The organism is Pseudomonas sp. TE3899, assembly GCF_056279105.1.
The window spans coordinates 522003-536110 of the sequence record NZ_JBWBQR010000001.1 but is presented as its reverse complement, the minus strand read 5'-3'; the positions used below and the strand labels follow the sequence as shown (position 1 = coordinate 536110).

Sequence of the window (14108 nt, the reverse complement as noted above, 5' to 3'; positions counted from 1 at the left end):
GCAGAGCGCGGAGTGCCACCCATTAACGGTGGCGAAGGGGCTTGCCCCCGTTCGGCCGCGCAGCAGTCGTGAAACCAGTACAGGCGGTATGTCTGAATAAATGGCGTTTCTGGTTTTAGGGTCGCGTCGCAACCCAACGGGGGCAAGCCCCCTCGCCACAAAAAACCACATATCGCGGAAAAAAAACCGCCCCGGCGCCGCTGAGGTTGACGATCTGGTTCTGCAACTTGGCACCGGCCAGGCCATTGCGGCTCAAGGCCGAAGCCACGCCACGCTGATTGCCGGTCGCCGCGACGTCGGCGAAGGAAGCCTGGTTGCGACTGACGGTCAGATCCACTTCCTTGGCGCGGTAGATCAGCGCGGTATCGAGGAACGCGGTATCCGGCAGATCGGCAGCGCTGAACGCATGATCGCCCTCTAACAGCAGCGATCCGGCGCCTTGCTTGACCACATCATCGGTACCGCTAAGCACGCCGTTGAAGAACCCGTTGCCGGTCTGGGCAAACATCCCCCGCGCATTGTTGAGGATGCGACCCTGCAAGCTGGTGGTGTTACCGACCAACGTACCGCCGCTGACGGTGGTGCCGCCGCTGTAGGTGTTGGCGCCACTGAGAACCAGAACGCCGGAATCTCGTTAGCTGATCGAGAGGACAGAAAAAACCCCGATTTCTTCGAGTTTTCATGGAATTGAAACAATTGGTATGAGATGTGCAAACGTTTGCGAGTCGCCGATAACGGCATTTTCGCTACCTAACCGCGCAAGCCCGAAAAACCGGGCCTTCGATCCGCACGAAAAGGGACTTTTATGCATCGCACGTCCAGCCGCGTGACTTGCTCGCGCTCGTTTGCTGTTTCCTTGCTACTGGCCAGCGTTACAGGACTACTCAGCAGCACCGTTTTGGCGCAACCCGTCCTCCCCGAAGAGTCAGCCCAGGGCGAAGCGCTTAGCCCGGAAGCCAACCCGCCGAAAAAAGGCGCGTACCTGTCGGACTGGTTCAACCAGGACCTGACGGTCATCGGCAGCAAGGACATCAGCTTCGGCCCGCAACCTTCTGACGATGTGTACCTGGAGTACGAGTACTTCGGGCGCAAGGGGCCGTTTGAGCTGTATGGCTACGTCGACATCCCGAAGATTTTCGACATCGGCAACAGCCACGACAAAGGCGCGTGGGACCACGGCTCGCCGCTGTTCATGGAGCATGAACCGCGGATCTCCATCGATTACCTGGCCGGCCGCAGCCTGGCCGTCGGGCCGTTCAAGGAATGGTATGTGGCGTTTGACTGGATCTACGACCACGGCAGCAACACCCGCAATCGCGCCAACACCTTGTACAGCGGCCTGGGCACCGACATCGACACCCACTCGAGGGTCAACCTGTCGGCGAACTTCTACGGTCGCTACCAGTGGGAAAACTACGGGGCGAGCAACGAATATTCCTGGGACGGCTACCGCGCCCAACTGAAATACATCGTGCCCATCAGCAGCTTCAGCAATGGAGCGTCGCTGACCTACATCGGCTTCACCAACTTCGACTTCGGCTCGGACCTGCACAAGGACAACCCGGCCCGCACCGCCAACGCCACCGTGGCCACCAACGTGTTGCTGTACTCGTTCACCCACCTGCGTTTCACCCTGGTCGGCCGTTACTTCCACAACGGCGGCAACTGGGAGGATGGCAGCGAGTTGAATTTCGGCGATGGGGACTTCAAGGCCCGTTCCAACGGCTGGGGTTACTACGCCGGCATCGGTTATCAGTTTTAAGCGGCAAGTTTCAAGCGACAAGCTGCAAGCGGTTTGTCATGCGTTCAGTCATGGAGATTTTTTATGCACGCAATTACTCGTCTTTCCCTGTCCGTTGGCTTGGCCTGCGGCACCCTGCTTTCTTCTGCTGTTTGGGCCGCCGAAGCACCGATCCAGCCGAAAGTGATGCTGATCACCATGTTCGCCCCCGAGGCGCAGCACTGGATCGAGCGCCTGGAACTCAAGCAGGAAATCCGCGTGCCGGGGCTGTCCGCCGAGTACCCGACGATTCGCTGCAACGCGCAGCAGGTGTGCTTGATGGTTACCGGCATGGGCCAGACCAACGCCGCGGCATCGACGTTGGCCCTGGCGCTGTCTTCGAAATTCGACCTGCGCAAAAGCTACTTCCTGATCGCCGGGATTGCCGGCATCAGCCCCAAGCACGGGACCATCGGTACCGCCGCGTGGGCGCATTACCTGGTGGAGTTCGGCACCCAGTGGGAGATCGATTCCCGGGATGCGCCAAAAGACTGGCCGACCGGTTACATCGGCATCAACACCAAGGGCCCGAACGAAAAACCGCCGCTGGACTACAAGACCGAAGTCTTCGAGCTCAATCCGAAGTTGCAGGCCAAGGCGTTTGCCCTGTCTCATAAAGTCGAGCTGGCGGAGAGCAAGGAGTCGGCGGCGTGGCGTTTGAAGTACCCGTCGGCCCCGGCCAATCTGGCGCCGGTAGTCACGAAGTGCGATACCGCGGCGGGCAATACCTGGTTCTCCGGCACGCGTTTGAGCGAACGCGCCGAGGTCTGGACCAAGCTGCTGACGGATAACAAAGGCGAGTACTGCACGACCCAGCAGGAAGACAATTCCACCTACGAAGCCCTGCTGCGGGCCAGCCGTGAGGGGTTGGTGGATGTGCAGCGCCTGGCGGTGGTGCGCGCCGGTTCCGACTTCGACCGCCCGGCGCCGGGGCAGAGTGAAGTGGATAACTTGCTTAAGTACGCGGACCAGGGCGGGTTTGTGCCGGCGCTGGAAAATCTCTATCGCACCGGGAATCCGTTGGTGCAGGAGATTTTGAAGAATTGGTCGGCTTGGGAGAAAGGGGTGCCTGAGGCTTGAGTCCGGCTTGAGTCCGGCTTGAGTCCGGCTTGAGGACGCCTTCGCGGGCAAGCCTCGCTCCTACATGGGTTACGTGATCCCTGTAGGCGCGAGGCTTGCCCGCGAAGGCGCCACACCATTCAACACATCTATCGGCTATGGCAACAAAATCACCTTGTCGCCACCGCCCGCATTCACCTCGGCATAACGCTCCAATCCCTGCGCCAATGGCGACTCAACCAACCCCTGGGGCAACGGCAACAGATCCTGATCGAAGAACTGGCCAAACTGATCCAGCATCGCGGCACAGGCTTGAACGCCGTACAGCAGCGAATTGATCCCCACCACCGAGCCGCCCTTGCGATACAACGCCAGCGCCGGCAATTGCACGTGACCGTCCACCGGCGCGGCGATGATCGCAATGCGGCCGAACGGCGCCAGTGCCGCAACCGAGGCCGGCAGCCAGAAACCGGTGGTGTCGAAGATCACATCGGCGCCGCCGGCATACACGGCATTCACCTGGGCGCCGAGGTCTTCGGGCTTGTCCAGTTGCAGGGTCTGATAACCCTGGGCCTGCAACTCCTTGACCTGCTCGACCCGCCGCGCCGCCGCCAGCACTTGTGCACCGCGCACCTTGGCCAGCGCCAGCGCCGCATTGCCCACCGCCCCGCCACCGATCACCAGCAAGCGCGTACCGGACGTCACCAGGCTGCGTTCCAGTGCATCCCACGCCGTGGTGTAGGGCACGCCGAGGCTGGCGGCCTGGGCGAAACTCAGGTGCGTCGGTTTCAGTGCCACGCCGTTGGCCGGCAACTTGACGAATTGCGCATGGGAGCCGTCGGCGAAAAAGCCCAATTCACGGCCGGTGCCCCAGACTTCCTGGCCGATCAATGCCTGCGGGCCTTGTACCACCACCCCGGCGAAATCCCGACCGGGAATCCGTGGCAACGTGGTGTAGGGAAAACGCCCGAGCACGTTCTTCACATCGCTGGGGTTCAGGCCGGCAGCCTTGATCTGCACCAGCACTTCACCATCGCCGGCCACGGGGGTGGGGACCTCGACGTAGCGCAGGGCCGAGAGGTCGCCGGTTTTGTCGAATTGCAAAGCTTTCATGGGGACACGTCCATTGAAGGGTTGAAGGGTTTCAAGCGAACCAGCCGGCGATCAACTGCCGGCCCATGGGCCACAACTGCTCGCCGGCGAGCATGCCCAGCAGCCCCACCAGCGCGATGGCCGGGGGTGCCGGCGAGCGAAAATCCAGCGCGCCGTAGAGCAGACCGACGCCCAGGCCGATGGCCAGTGAGATGAGGTAGTTCATGGTGGACTCCGTGGCACAGGGGGTATGTGCAGAGTCTAGGGAAAGGCTGCGAAACCAATCGGCCAAGGGCTTCTGAATATCGGCCAAAACGCGGGCAAGCCAACGCCCCTGTAGGAGCATGGCTTGCCCGCGATGGCGGCGGCACATTCAGCATTGATGTGACTGACACACCGCCATCGCGAGCAAGCTTTGCTCCTACAGGGATCGGGTTCTGATTTGTGAAAGAGCATGGCTTGCCCGCAATGGCGTCCTTGAAATCGCCATCGCGGGCAAGCCATGCTCCTACAGGGTGGGTGTTACTCCGTCAGGAATTGCGAAGGTGCAACGCCCAGTTCCCGGCGGAACATGTCGCTAAAGCTGCTCGGCGAGTACCCCAGTTTCCGGGCGATGGCACTGATCGACACCCCCTGGATCAACTCGGCCACCGCCGTCGCCAATTGCACCTGGCGCCGCCATTCGGCGAAGCCCATGCCCAAGCCGTCCTTGAACAGTCGCGCCAGGGTGCGCACGCTGGCCCCGGTGTTTTCGGCGTGTTGTTCGAACGCGATGTCCAGGGACGGCGCGGCCATGACCGCCTGGCACAGGTTCAACAAACGTCGATCAGAATCGTCCGGCAACGGGATTTTCAACAGCGAGCGTTTGGCCCGCTTGAGTTCCAGCAGGGCCAGGCCGACCAGCGCCTCGTAGTATTCAGGCGCACCGTCGTCGCCCTGCTCCACCAGCCCGATAATCAACTCACGCAGCAGCCCGCCGACCTCGATCACCTGCACGCTGTCATCCAGGGTCGCCGCCAGCGTCGGTCGCAGGTAGATGTTGCGCATCTGCAAGTCCGACACCACCCGAATCCCGTGGGGCACGCCCGGCGGCAGCCACACCGCCCGTTGCGGCGGAACCACCAGGGCTTCGTGCGGCGTTTCGACCCACATCACCCCGCTCATCGCATACAACAACTGGCCCCAGACATGCTCATGGGGCTCAATGAACAAGCCGCGCGGGTAGGTCCGCGCCAGCGGTTGCACGGGCACATCGGTGTCAGTCAGGTCAGGCGGTGCGGCGAGGGCCATGGGCAGCGTTCATTGGGGTTGGCGGAAGTCGCCATGGTAACGAGGCGTCTGGCGCGCCGCCAGTGACACCGCCGTCTGACAATCCGAGTGAATTTTCCGCGCCGCCCGCGATCCCTCTATTACCACAGGGAGGAATACGGGCTTTATGAACAACGCAAAACTCTTCGTCATTGAATACACCCTTCATGGCGTCCCCAAGTCTTTCATTATCCGCCAGGACAAGATGGACAACGCGGAGGCTTGGCATTGGGCAAGTTGCGACGCCGGGGTCGGGCGAATACCACGATTCGGTCGTGAAAAAGTACAAAAAACCAGCAAACCGCTGGCGGAGAAATTCGGCGTCGAGAACGTCAAGTGGCGACCGGCGAGCTAATTTTCATAGGGAGGACAAGGAACGTCTGAAGCAAAAAATGGAGCCCAGTGGCTCCATTTTTTTTGCGACGAAGCGTCAGCCGTGGGCGCATTTGCAGCCCTTGCCGGTACATTCTTCACCGCCGGCGTGGTGCTTGGCGCAGGCTTCGCAGCAATAATGCTTGCCGTGGCGCGCAATGGGATGTTGGCCCAGTTTGCAGGAGCATTTGGGGCAGTCGCAGGTACTTTCGCTGTCGATCATGGGACGGACTCCAGGGTTGTGGTCGTCCAGTGCGACGGGGCCGCACCGTATTAACCAGTGTAGGAGTTGACCGCCGTTATGCCTGGCGAGTGCTGCTGCGATACATGAACACCAACGCCAACGCCAGGCACACCATCGCCAGGACCCGGCTGCCGGACAACTCAATCGCCGGGTTGCCGAGCCAGCCGAAGTTATCGATCAGCATGCCCATGCCCAGTTGCCCGACGATCACCGCCACGGTCGCCACCGCCGTCCCGACTCGCGGCACCGCGCCGACCATGACCATCATGTACACCACGCCGAACAGCGCGCCGCTGAGCTGCCATTTCGGCACGTCCAGCAGGCTCACGGCATGGGCCGGTTCGAAAAACAGGATCAGCAACCCGGTGACAATCGCGCCGACCACAAAGGTCAGCAAACTGCTGCGCAACACGCCGACGGTTTCCCCCAGGCGCCCGTTGATCGCCGCCTGGACACTCAACACCGCGCCAGCCGCCACGACCACCGCCAACAAAATAATCAGATTCATCATCAACCCCTTGCGATCAAAACGAGTGCCGCGACGATCAGCAGCAAAGCGAGCCAGCGTTCACCGTTGACCTTTTTGCGTGTCGCACCGAACCAGCCGAAGTGGTCGATGAGCACGCTTTTACCGACCTGGCCGGAGAGGATCGCGATCATGGTCATGGCGATGCCGATCGAGGGCGTGGCCAGGGTCAGCACCACCACGTAGATCGGCCCGAGAAAACCGCCGATCAACTGCCAGCGCGGCAATTCACTCAGCGCCGGCCCTTGCTGCGGGCCGCTGAACAACAACAGCAGAAACAGAATCGCCGAGCCGACGCCGAAAATGCTCAGGGTTGCCCACAGGTGCCCGACCTGAACCCCGAGCGGCCCGAGCAAACCGGCCTCCACGGACAGGCCCATGCCGGCCAGGATGACCAGGGGCAAAAGCAACAGCCGCAGCCCGGGTTTGGTGGTTGGCGCTGTAGCAACGCCGATGTCATCGATTGAAGAAGATTGCATAAGAAAAACCTGCGAGTTTTCAGTTAAGACGCGGTCCATGTGGGAACGGGCATTTGTGGCGAGGGGGCTTGCCCCCGTTGGACTGCGCAGCAGGCCTGATTTTTAAGGACCGCTTCGCGCTCCAACGGGGGCAAGCCCCCTCGCCACAAAAGCTCACTTCCACAGGATCCGCGGCGTTAGAAGTGGCGCGCATTATCGGCTGGCGATCCTTTGCGATAAATGGGAGCATCCAGACAACACTTTTGCGCAACTCGCACAGCAGGAATAACCATGCACGGCCTCAACGAGCTGGGATTCAAGGCACTTCGGCTATTTGTCGCGGTGCTCGACCACGGCAGTTTTTCCGAAGTCGCCCGCCGCGAAGGCCTGGCGCCCTCTTCGATTTCCCGGCAGATCCAGTTGATGGAACAGGCGCTGAACCAGCAATTGCTTTACCGCCACACCCGCGCGGTCACACCGACGGAAGCCGGACGCATGCTCGGCCATCACGCGCGGCTGGTGCTGGTGCAACTGGAAGAGGCCGAGCAGGCGTTGCAGGAACAGCAAAGCGAACCCAGCGGCCTGGTGCGGATCAATGCGCCCGTGGTGTTTGGCCAGCGGCATCTGACGCCGTGGCTGGGGCAACTCTGCGAGCGTTACCCGAAGCTGCAACTGGATATCCAGCAGACCGACAGCTATGTCGACCCGTTGCAGGAAGGTGCTGACCTGCTGTTTCGCATCGGCCCGCTGCACGATTCGAGCATGCAGGCGCGGATCCTCGCCCCCCATCGCTTTCAAGTGGCCGCCAGCCCCGCGTATTTAGAACGCCATGGCATCCCGCAACACCCCGAAGACCTCGCCGCTCATCAATGCCTGGCCTACAAAGGCGTGACCGGGCAGCAGCGCTGGTTCTTTCGTCAGGGTCAGCAGGACTGGACGCCTTACACGGTGCGAGGTCCGATTACCGGCAACCACGCCGACACCCTGACCCAAGCCGCCGAACAGGGGCTGGGGCTGGTGATGTTTCCGTCGTGGCTGATTGGCGAAGCGGTGCGTGCGGGGACGCTGGTGCCGGTGCTGAAGGACTATCAGGTGTCCAACAGCCTTGAGCCGCAGCAGATTGCGGTGCTGTGGCCGGGGAGCCGACGGTTGTCGGTGAAGGTCAGGACGGTGATCGATTTTTATGTAGAGTGTTTTGGGGTGGTGCCCTACTGGGACAGACCCTGACAACAATGCAAATTGCTTTCTGTAGGAGCCAGGCTTGCCGGCGAAGGCGCCCTCAAGTACGCCTTCGCGAGCAAGCTTTGCTCCTACAGTCGGTGGTCGCACAATCTGCTCTTGTAGGAGCATGGCTTGCCCGCGATGAGGGATTCAGATGCGGAACTGGCCCACCAATTTACCGAGGCGCTGACCCAGGTCTGCCAGGCTGCGCGAGGTCTGCGCCCCGAGCTGGGTTTCATCCGCCACGCTGTCCACCGCCACCGCGATCTGATGCACGCTGCGGTTGATCTCTTCCGCCACGGCCGTCTGTTCTTCGGCGGCGCTGGCGATCTGGGCGTTCATCGAGTTGATGGTGCCGATCAACTGCGCCATGGTGTCCAGGGAGGCACCCGCCTCATTGGCCTGGGCCGAAGTGCCGTCACCGGCCTCGCTGGAACGGCGCATCGCTTCCACGGCTGACTGAGTTCCCGCCTGCAAGCGATCGATCATGCCCTGGATTTCCTGGGTACTGATCTGTGTGCGACTGGCCAGCGCCCGCACTTCGTCCGCCACCACCGCAAAACCACGCCCGGCCTCACCGGCGCGGGCGGCTTCGATGGCGGCGTTGAGGGCCAGCAGGTTGGTCTGCTCGGCAATCGAGCGGATCACCCCGAGCACGCTGACAATCGACGACACGTCTTTTTGCAGGCTGTCGAGGGACACGCCGCTGGTGCGGATGTCATCGACCAACGCATGAATCTTCACGATGCTGCCGGCCACCACACGCTTGGCGGCCTGGCCTTCAGCGTCGGTTTGCTGGGCAGCGACGGCGGCGTTTTGCGCGCTCTTGGCCACTTCCTGGGCGGCGGCGGACATTTCGTTGATCGCCGTGGCGACTTGATCGGTCTCGTGACGCTGACGCTCCATCGCCTGATCCGAGCGCTGGGCTTGATCGGACACCTGATTCACCAGCCCGGTCAGTTGCGAAGTCATTTCGGTGATTTGACGCACGAGGCCATGGATCTTGTCGACGAAGCGGTTGAACGAGCCGGCCAGTTGCCCGAGCTCGTCTTCGCTGGTGATGGTCAGGCGCCGGGTCAGGTCGCCCTCGCCCGCCGCGATGTCGTCGAGGTTGGCTTTCATCAGGTTCAGCGGCCGCAGAATCGCATTGGCCAGCAGCATCCCCGCCGCCGCGATCACCAACAACACGATGACCGCAATCCCGACGATGCTCAGCACCACGCCTTCCATCCGTTCGGTGACCTTGGCCTGCACCAGCGCCACCTGGGCTTCAATGCCATCGAGATTGACCGAGGTGCCGACCGCCATGTCCCACTTGGGCAGGTATTCGGTATAGCCGAGCTTGGGCACCAGCACCTGGCTGTTGCCGGGCAGCGGCGAGCTGTATTGCAGGTAGTGGGTGCCGTCCTTCGCGACTTTCACCAGGTCGCGGTTGACGTAGACACCGTTCGGGTCGCGGTTGTCCTTGAAGCTCTGGCCCACGCCTTCGGGGCTGTTGGCCTTGAACAGGCGCACGGTGTTGGAGTCGTAGCCGAAGAAGTAGCCGTCCTTGCCGTAGCTGATGCTCGACAGCAACTTGACCACTTGCGCCCGCGCGGCGTCATCGCCGGGGGCGGCGGCGTCGTAAAGGGGCTTGATCGCGGTCATGGCCACGGCGACGTAGCTTTGCAGGGTCGCCTTGGCGTCCTTGAGCAGGTTCTGACGGGTTTCCTCGACTTCCTTGCGCGCCTGTTCTTGCAGGATGAACAACGTGGTCAGGCTGATGACGAGGGCAAAGAGCAACACCGGGAGAACGGCAAGGGACAGGACTTTAGCCTTCAGGCTCATGCGCATGACGGTTCACTCTTTTGATTTTATTGGCGTGGTTAAAGGCTGTAACGGCAGGCCAGATCAAAAGTTGAATGCGGTCATGGTGGGAGCGAACTTTGTGGCGAGGGAGCTTGCTCCCGCTGGGGTGCGAAGCACCCCCAAAACCTGAGCTCGCAGTCTGTCAGGCACACCGCATATGAAAGATTGCGGCTGCTGCGCAACCGAGCGGGAGCAAGCTCCCTCGCCACAAAAAGCCCTGCCACAGGGGATCTCTGGTGATTAGAGGACCATCGCCGCCACCCAGCCAAACGCCAGCAGCGGCAGGTTGTAGTGCAGGAAGGTCGGAACCACGGTGTCCCAGATGTGGTGATGCTGACCGTCGATGTTCAGGCCGGAGGTCGGGCCCAGGGTCGAGTCCGAGGCCGGCGAACCGGTATCGCCCAACGCACCGGCGGTGCCGACGATGCACACGATCGCCATCGGGCTGAACCCCAATTGCACGCACAGCGGCACGAAAATCGCCGCCAGGATCGGCACGGTGGAGAACGACGAACCAATGCCGATGGTGACCATCAACCCGACCAGCAGCATCAGCAGCGCACCAATGGCCTTGCTGTGATCGATCCACGCCGCCGCGCTTTCCACCAGCGTGCGCACTTGCCCGGTGGCCTTGAGCACTTCGGCAAACCCGGACGCGGCGATCATGATGAAGCCGATCATCGCCATCATCTTCATGCCTTCGGTGAACAGGTCGTCGGTTTCACGCCACTTTACGATCCCCGAGGCCGAGAAAATCAGGAAACCCGCCAGGGCGCCGATGATCATCGAGTCCAGCAGCAACTGAATGATGAACGCCGCCGCAATCGCCAGACCGGCAATACAGAGCGTCAGCGGGTTGTAGGCCACGCTGACCTGCTCCACCTGCTCGATCTTCGCCAGGTCGTAGACGCGTTTTTTGCGGTAGCTGAAGAACACCGCCACCAACAGCCCGAACACCATGCCCATCGCCGGGATCGCCATGGCGTGCGTGACGTTGATCTGGCTGATGTCGACGCCGCTCTTGCTGACGTTGGCCAGCAGGATCTGGTTGAGGAAGATATTGCCGAAGCCCACCGGGAACACCATGTACGGCGTGATCAGGCCGAAGGTCATGACGCAGGCGATCAGGCGCCGGTCCAGTTGCAACTTGGTCAGCACATATAAAAGCGGCGGCACCAGCAACGGAATAAACGCGATATGTATCGGCAGAATGTTCTGCGAAGCGATGGCCACCACCCACAGCAAACCGATCAACAGCCACTTGACCTGCCGCCCGCCGCTGGCGTGTTGGCGGTCGACCATCAGCAGCGCCTTGTCCGCCAGGGCATGGGCCAGGCCGGACTTGGCAATCGCCACCGCAAAGGCACCGAGCAAGGCATAGGACAACGCCACCGTCGCCCCGCCGCCGAGGCCACTGTTGAAAGCTTTCAGTGTCGCGTCGATGCCCAGGCCACCGGTCAGGCCACCCACCAACGCGCCGACGATCAGCGCGATCACCACATGCACGCGGGACAGGCTGAGCACCAGCATGACGCCGACCGCGGCAATTACAGCATTAATCATCGTTACCTCAAGGCAAGCGGAATGAGCTCCGCCGGCAGTCTGCGAAGCGCCGCCAGCGAAATAAGGAATGGGTTTTATTAGAGGGCGCGCACTGTGAAGGAAGCAGCCGCAAGCTGCAAGTCTGAAGCTGCAAGCTTTTGTGTTTCTCGCTTGCCGCTTGCAGCTTGTCGCTCAAGAAAGCTGCTTTTGCGCCGTTACAGTGCAAAGTCTCAGATAAATATCGAATAAGGACGTCTCTCCATGTCGCTCAGACAACTCTCCATCCAATGGAAAATCACCCTGCTGGCCGGGCTGTGCCTGGCGGGTATCGTGACCCTGCTGGTGGGTCTTTCGCTGTATCGCATGGAGCACAGCTCCGCGCTGGTGAAGGCGTCGAGCATGGAGATGCTCACCGAATCCGCCCAGGCGCGGATCGAGTCCCAGGGTGAAAACCAGGCGCTGGGGATTCGCCAGCAGTTCATGGACGCCTATCAATATGGCCATGGCTTCTCGCGCCAGGTGCTGTTCCTGCGCGAGCAGGCCGAGAAGCGTTTTCTCGATGCCTTCGACCTGCGCGAAGACCTGACCCGCCAGGTCAAGTCGGCGCTGCAAGCCAACCCGGAACTGCTGGGCCTGTCCCTGGTGTTCGAAGCCAACGCGCTGGACGGCAAGGACGAACTGTTCGCCGGTCAGGCCGAGCTCGGCAGCAACGACAAGGGCCGCTTTGCCCTGTACTGGTCGCAGCCGACACCGGGCAAACTGACCTCGATGTCGCTGCCCGAAACCGACATGGCCGACACCAGCACCGGCCCCAGCGGCGAAGCGGCCAACGCCTGGTTCACCTGCCCGCGCGCCACGCTCAAGCCGTGCGTGATCGAACCCTACTTCTATGTGATCGACGGCCAGAACGTGCTGATGACCAGCATCGTGTTCCCGCTGATGGTCAACGGCAAAGTCATCGCCTCGTTGTCGGTGGACATCAACCTCAACAGCCTGCAAGCGGTCAGTCAGGGCGCGAGCAAAAAGCTCTATGACGGCCAGACCAGCGTCAGCATCCTCAGCCCGGTCGGCTTGCTCGCCGGTTACAGCCCGGACGCCAGCAAGCTCAGCCAGCGTCTGGACGCCGTGGACAAAATCAACGGCGCCGAGCTGATCCGGATGCTGGGCACCAGCAGCAAAACCACCAGCCTGCACAGCAACGAGCAGTTGAAAGTGCTGTCGCCGTTCCAGCCGATTCCGGGCGGCAAGTCGTGGGGCGTGTTGCTCGATGTGCCGGAGAAAGTCCTGGTCGGCCCGGCCGAAGCGCTGGAAAAACAGCTGGATGAAAGCAACCGCGCCGGCACCCTGGTCGAACTCGGCCTGGGCGTGCTCGCCGCGTTGATCGGCCTGTTGCTGGTGTGGTTGATGGCGCGCAGCGTGACCAAACCGATCCTCGGCGTGGCGCACATGCTCGAAGACATCGCCAGCGGCGAAGGTGATTTGACCCGGCGCCTGGCCTACGACAAGAAGGACGAACTGGGCCAGTTGGCCGGTTGGTTCAACCGTTTCCTCGACAAGCTGCAACCGATCATCGCCGAGGTGAAACGCTCGGTGCAGGACGCGCGCAGCACGGCGGATCAATCCTCCGCCATCGCCACCCAGACCAGCGCCGGCATGGAGCAGCAATACCGTCAGGTCGATCAGGTGGCCACCGCGTCCCACGAAATGAGCGCCACCGCCCAGGACGTCGCCCGCAGCGCGGCCCAGGCGGCGCATGCGGCGCGCGATGCCGATCAGGCGACCCGTCAGGGCTTGACCGTGATCGACCGCACCACCACCAGCATCGACAACCTCGCCGCCGACATGAGCGCGGCGATGGTGCAAGTCGAAGGCCTGGCGGCGAACAGCGAGAAGATCGGTTCGGTGCTGGAAGTGATTCGCGCCATCGCCGAGCAGACCAACCTGCTGGCCCTCAACGCCGCCATCGAGGCGGCCCGGGCCGGTGAAGCCGGTCGCGGTTTTGCCGTGGTCGCCGACGAAGTGCGCAACCTGGCGCGGCGTACCCAGGAATCGGTGGAAGAAACCCGTCAGGTGATCGAGCAGTTGCAGAGCGGTACCCAGGAGGTGGTCGGCTCGATGAACAACAGCCATCGCCAGGCCCAGAGCAGCGTCGAGCAAGTCAGCCAGGCCGTGACTGCCCTGCGCCAGATTGGTGATGCGGTGACGGTGATTACCGACATGAACCTGCAGATCGCCAGCGCCGCCGAGGAACAAAGCGCGGTGGCCGAGGAGATCAACAACAACGTGGCGACCATCCGCGATGTGACCGAATCGTTGTCGGGGCAGGCGAATGAATCGGCCAGAGTGAGTCAGTCGCTTAACAGCCTGGCCAACCAGCAGCAGAGTTTGATGGATCAGTTCCGGGTTTGACCTGAGGTAACTGATCGTTCCCACGCGACCCGTGGGAATGCAGCCCGGGACGCTCCGCGTCCCATTCAAACGCGGACGCGGAGCGTCCATTGAGGCATTCCCACGCAGAGCGTGGGAACGATAAAGCAGATCCGGGGTTTCAGGGGCCGAGTGGATATTTGCGCGAAGCTGATTATGCTTCTAAGGGCAATCTGACAACATCAGCCCCAGGGCCTGGGTGCGGCAACACGGGTATTTTGAGGTGCTCCG

12 protein-coding genes and 4 pseudogenes are annotated in these 14108 nt (G+C 61.9%); 6 read left to right on the top strand and 10 right to left on the bottom strand.

From position 1 onward, the window contains the following. Window positions 1-187: 187 nt before the first annotated feature. Window positions 188-631 (bottom strand): annotated as a pseudogene (locus tag ACZ89E_RS02395) (autotransporter-associated beta strand repeat-containing protein); the annotation flags it as partial. A gap of 174 nt (window positions 632-805) precedes the next feature. On the opposite strand from ACZ89E_RS02395, the gene ACZ89E_RS02390 reads away from it, so the two are divergent. Together ACZ89E_RS02390 and ACZ89E_RS02385 are read left to right on the top strand one after the other, a co-directional pair. Next, window positions 806-1762: a nucleoside-specific channel-forming protein Tsx gene (locus ACZ89E_RS02390; protein ID WP_149661929.1), complete on the top strand. Its 957-nt coding sequence runs from the start codon at window positions 806-808 to the stop codon at window positions 1760-1762. A gap of 63 nt (window positions 1763-1825) precedes the next feature. Continuing rightward, window positions 1826-2860 carry a purine-nucleoside phosphorylase gene (locus ACZ89E_RS02385; RefSeq protein WP_149661928.1) on the top strand — a complete coding sequence of 345 codons (1035 nt, stop codon included), beginning with the start codon at window positions 1826-1828 and terminating at the stop codon, window positions 2858-2860. Between the two features lie 135 nt (window positions 2861-2995). On the opposite strand, the gene ACZ89E_RS02380 is transcribed toward ACZ89E_RS02385, so the two are convergent. The 3 genes from ACZ89E_RS02380 to ACZ89E_RS02370 form a co-directional block, all read right to left on the bottom strand. Further along, the gene (locus tag ACZ89E_RS02380; protein WP_476254758.1) at window positions 2996-3952 is read right to left on the bottom strand and encodes a quinone oxidoreductase family protein; all 957 of its coding nucleotides are present in this window, start codon (window positions 3950-3952) and stop codon (window positions 2996-2998) included. A gap of 31 nt (window positions 3953-3983) precedes the next feature. Further along, window positions 3984-4157 carry a DUF1427 family protein gene (locus ACZ89E_RS02375; protein WP_133840606.1) on the bottom strand — a complete coding sequence of 58 codons (174 nt, stop codon included), beginning with the start codon at window positions 4155-4157 and terminating at the stop codon, window positions 3984-3986. Between the two features lie 296 nt (window positions 4158-4453). Continuing rightward, the gene (locus ACZ89E_RS02370; protein ID WP_476254757.1) at window positions 4454-5221 is read right to left on the bottom strand and encodes an AraC family transcriptional regulator; all 768 of its coding nucleotides are present in this window, start codon (window positions 5219-5221) and stop codon (window positions 4454-4456) included. A gap of 145 nt (window positions 5222-5366) precedes the next feature. On the opposite strand from ACZ89E_RS02370, the gene ACZ89E_RS02365 reads away from it, so the two are divergent. Beyond that, window positions 5367-5594, top strand: coding sequence for a DUF6555 family protein (locus ACZ89E_RS02365; protein ID WP_133840608.1), 228 nt, complete (start codon window positions 5367-5369; stop codon window positions 5592-5594). Window positions 5595-5669: 75 nt separating this feature from the next. Here ACZ89E_RS02365 and ACZ89E_RS02360 read toward each other — a convergent pair whose 3' ends face one another. The 3 genes from ACZ89E_RS02360 to ACZ89E_RS02350 form a co-directional block, all read right to left on the bottom strand. Further along, a complete protein-coding gene (locus ACZ89E_RS02360) occupies window positions 5670-5834 on the bottom strand; it encodes a metallothionein (protein WP_133840609.1) in 165 nt (54 codons plus the stop codon). 76 nt (window positions 5835-5910) lie between these two features. After that, on the bottom strand, window positions 5911-6363 hold the full coding sequence (locus tag ACZ89E_RS02355) for a DMT family transporter (RefSeq protein WP_149661924.1): 453 nt from the start codon (window positions 6361-6363) through the stop codon (window positions 5911-5913). 2 nt (window positions 6364-6365) lie between these two features. Continuing rightward, window positions 6366-6860: a DMT family transporter gene (locus ACZ89E_RS02350; protein WP_149661923.1), complete on the bottom strand. Its 495-nt coding sequence runs from the start codon at window positions 6858-6860 to the stop codon at window positions 6366-6368. Between the two features lie 270 nt (window positions 6861-7130). Here ACZ89E_RS02350 and ACZ89E_RS02345 point away from each other — a divergent pair, with 270 nt between their 5' ends. Continuing rightward, window positions 7131-8066 (top strand): LysR family transcriptional regulator, encoded by a 936-nt coding sequence (locus tag ACZ89E_RS02345; RefSeq protein WP_149661922.1) that lies wholly within the window; start codon window positions 7131-7133, stop codon window positions 8064-8066. 144 nt (window positions 8067-8210) lie between these two features. On the opposite strand, the pseudogene ACZ89E_RS02340 reads toward ACZ89E_RS02345, so the two are convergent. The 3 genes and pseudogenes from ACZ89E_RS02340 to ACZ89E_RS02330 form a co-directional block, all read right to left on the bottom strand. Continuing rightward, window positions 8211-8723: pseudogene (locus ACZ89E_RS02340) on the bottom strand (methyl-accepting chemotaxis protein); the annotation flags it as partial. 393 nt (window positions 8724-9116) lie between these two features. Then, window positions 9117-9887 (bottom strand): annotated as a pseudogene (locus tag ACZ89E_RS02335) (cache domain-containing protein); the annotation flags it as partial. A 261-nt stretch (window positions 9888-10148) separates the two neighbouring features. Continuing rightward, window positions 10149-11468, bottom strand: coding sequence for a Na+/H+ antiporter family protein (locus ACZ89E_RS02330; RefSeq protein WP_476257009.1), 1320 nt, complete (start codon window positions 11466-11468; stop codon window positions 10149-10151). A gap of 243 nt (window positions 11469-11711) precedes the next feature. Between ACZ89E_RS02330 and ACZ89E_RS02325 the strand changes: the two are divergent. Both ACZ89E_RS02325 and ACZ89E_RS02320 read left to right on the top strand, forming a co-directional pair. Beyond that, window positions 11712-13001, top strand: a pseudogene (locus ACZ89E_RS02325) (cache domain-containing protein); the annotation flags it as partial. Window positions 13002-13103: 102 nt separating this feature from the next. Further along, complete coding sequence (locus tag ACZ89E_RS02320; RefSeq protein ID WP_372242375.1) at window positions 13104-13859, top strand: methyl-accepting chemotaxis protein; 756 nt, start codon at window positions 13104-13106, stop codon at window positions 13857-13859. Window positions 13860-14108 lie beyond the last annotated feature (249 nt).

What these genes read in the sequence shown, in the direction of transcription:
- ACZ89E_RS02390 (WP_149661929.1), top strand. Translation starts at nt 806, where the DNA reads ATGCATCGCACGTCCAGCCGCGTGACTTGCTCGCGCTCGTTTGCTGTT.
- ACZ89E_RS02385 (WP_149661928.1), top strand. Translation starts at nt 1,826, where the DNA reads ATGCACGCAATTACTCGTCTTTCCCTGTCCGTTGGCTTGGCCTGCGGC.
- ACZ89E_RS02380 (WP_476254758.1), bottom strand. Translation starts at nt 3,952, where the DNA reads ATGAAAGCTTTGCAATTCGACAAAACCGGCGACCTCTCGGCCCTGCGC.
- ACZ89E_RS02375 (WP_133840606.1), bottom strand. Translation starts at nt 4,157, where the DNA reads ATGAACTACCTCATCTCACTGGCCATCGGCCTGGGCGTCGGTCTGCTC.
- ACZ89E_RS02370 (WP_476254757.1), bottom strand. Translation starts at nt 5,221, where the DNA reads ATGGCCCTCGCCGCACCGCCTGACCTGACTGACACCGATGTGCCCGTG.
- ACZ89E_RS02365 (WP_133840608.1), top strand. Translation starts at nt 5,367, where the DNA reads ATGAACAACGCAAAACTCTTCGTCATTGAATACACCCTTCATGGCGTC.
- ACZ89E_RS02360 (WP_133840609.1), bottom strand. Translation starts at nt 5,834, where the DNA reads ATGATCGACAGCGAAAGTACCTGCGACTGCCCCAAATGCTCCTGCAAA.
- ACZ89E_RS02355 (WP_149661924.1), bottom strand. Translation starts at nt 6,363, where the DNA reads ATGAATCTGATTATTTTGTTGGCGGTGGTCGTGGCGGCTGGCGCGGTG.
- ACZ89E_RS02350 (WP_149661923.1), bottom strand. Translation starts at nt 6,860, where the DNA reads ATGCAATCTTCTTCAATCGATGACATCGGCGTTGCTACAGCGCCAACC.
- ACZ89E_RS02345 (WP_149661922.1), top strand. Translation starts at nt 7,131, where the DNA reads ATGCACGGCCTCAACGAGCTGGGATTCAAGGCACTTCGGCTATTTGTC.
- ACZ89E_RS02320 (WP_372242375.1), top strand. Translation starts at nt 13,104, where the DNA reads ATGGAGCAGCAATACCGTCAGGTCGATCAGGTGGCCACCGCGTCCCAC.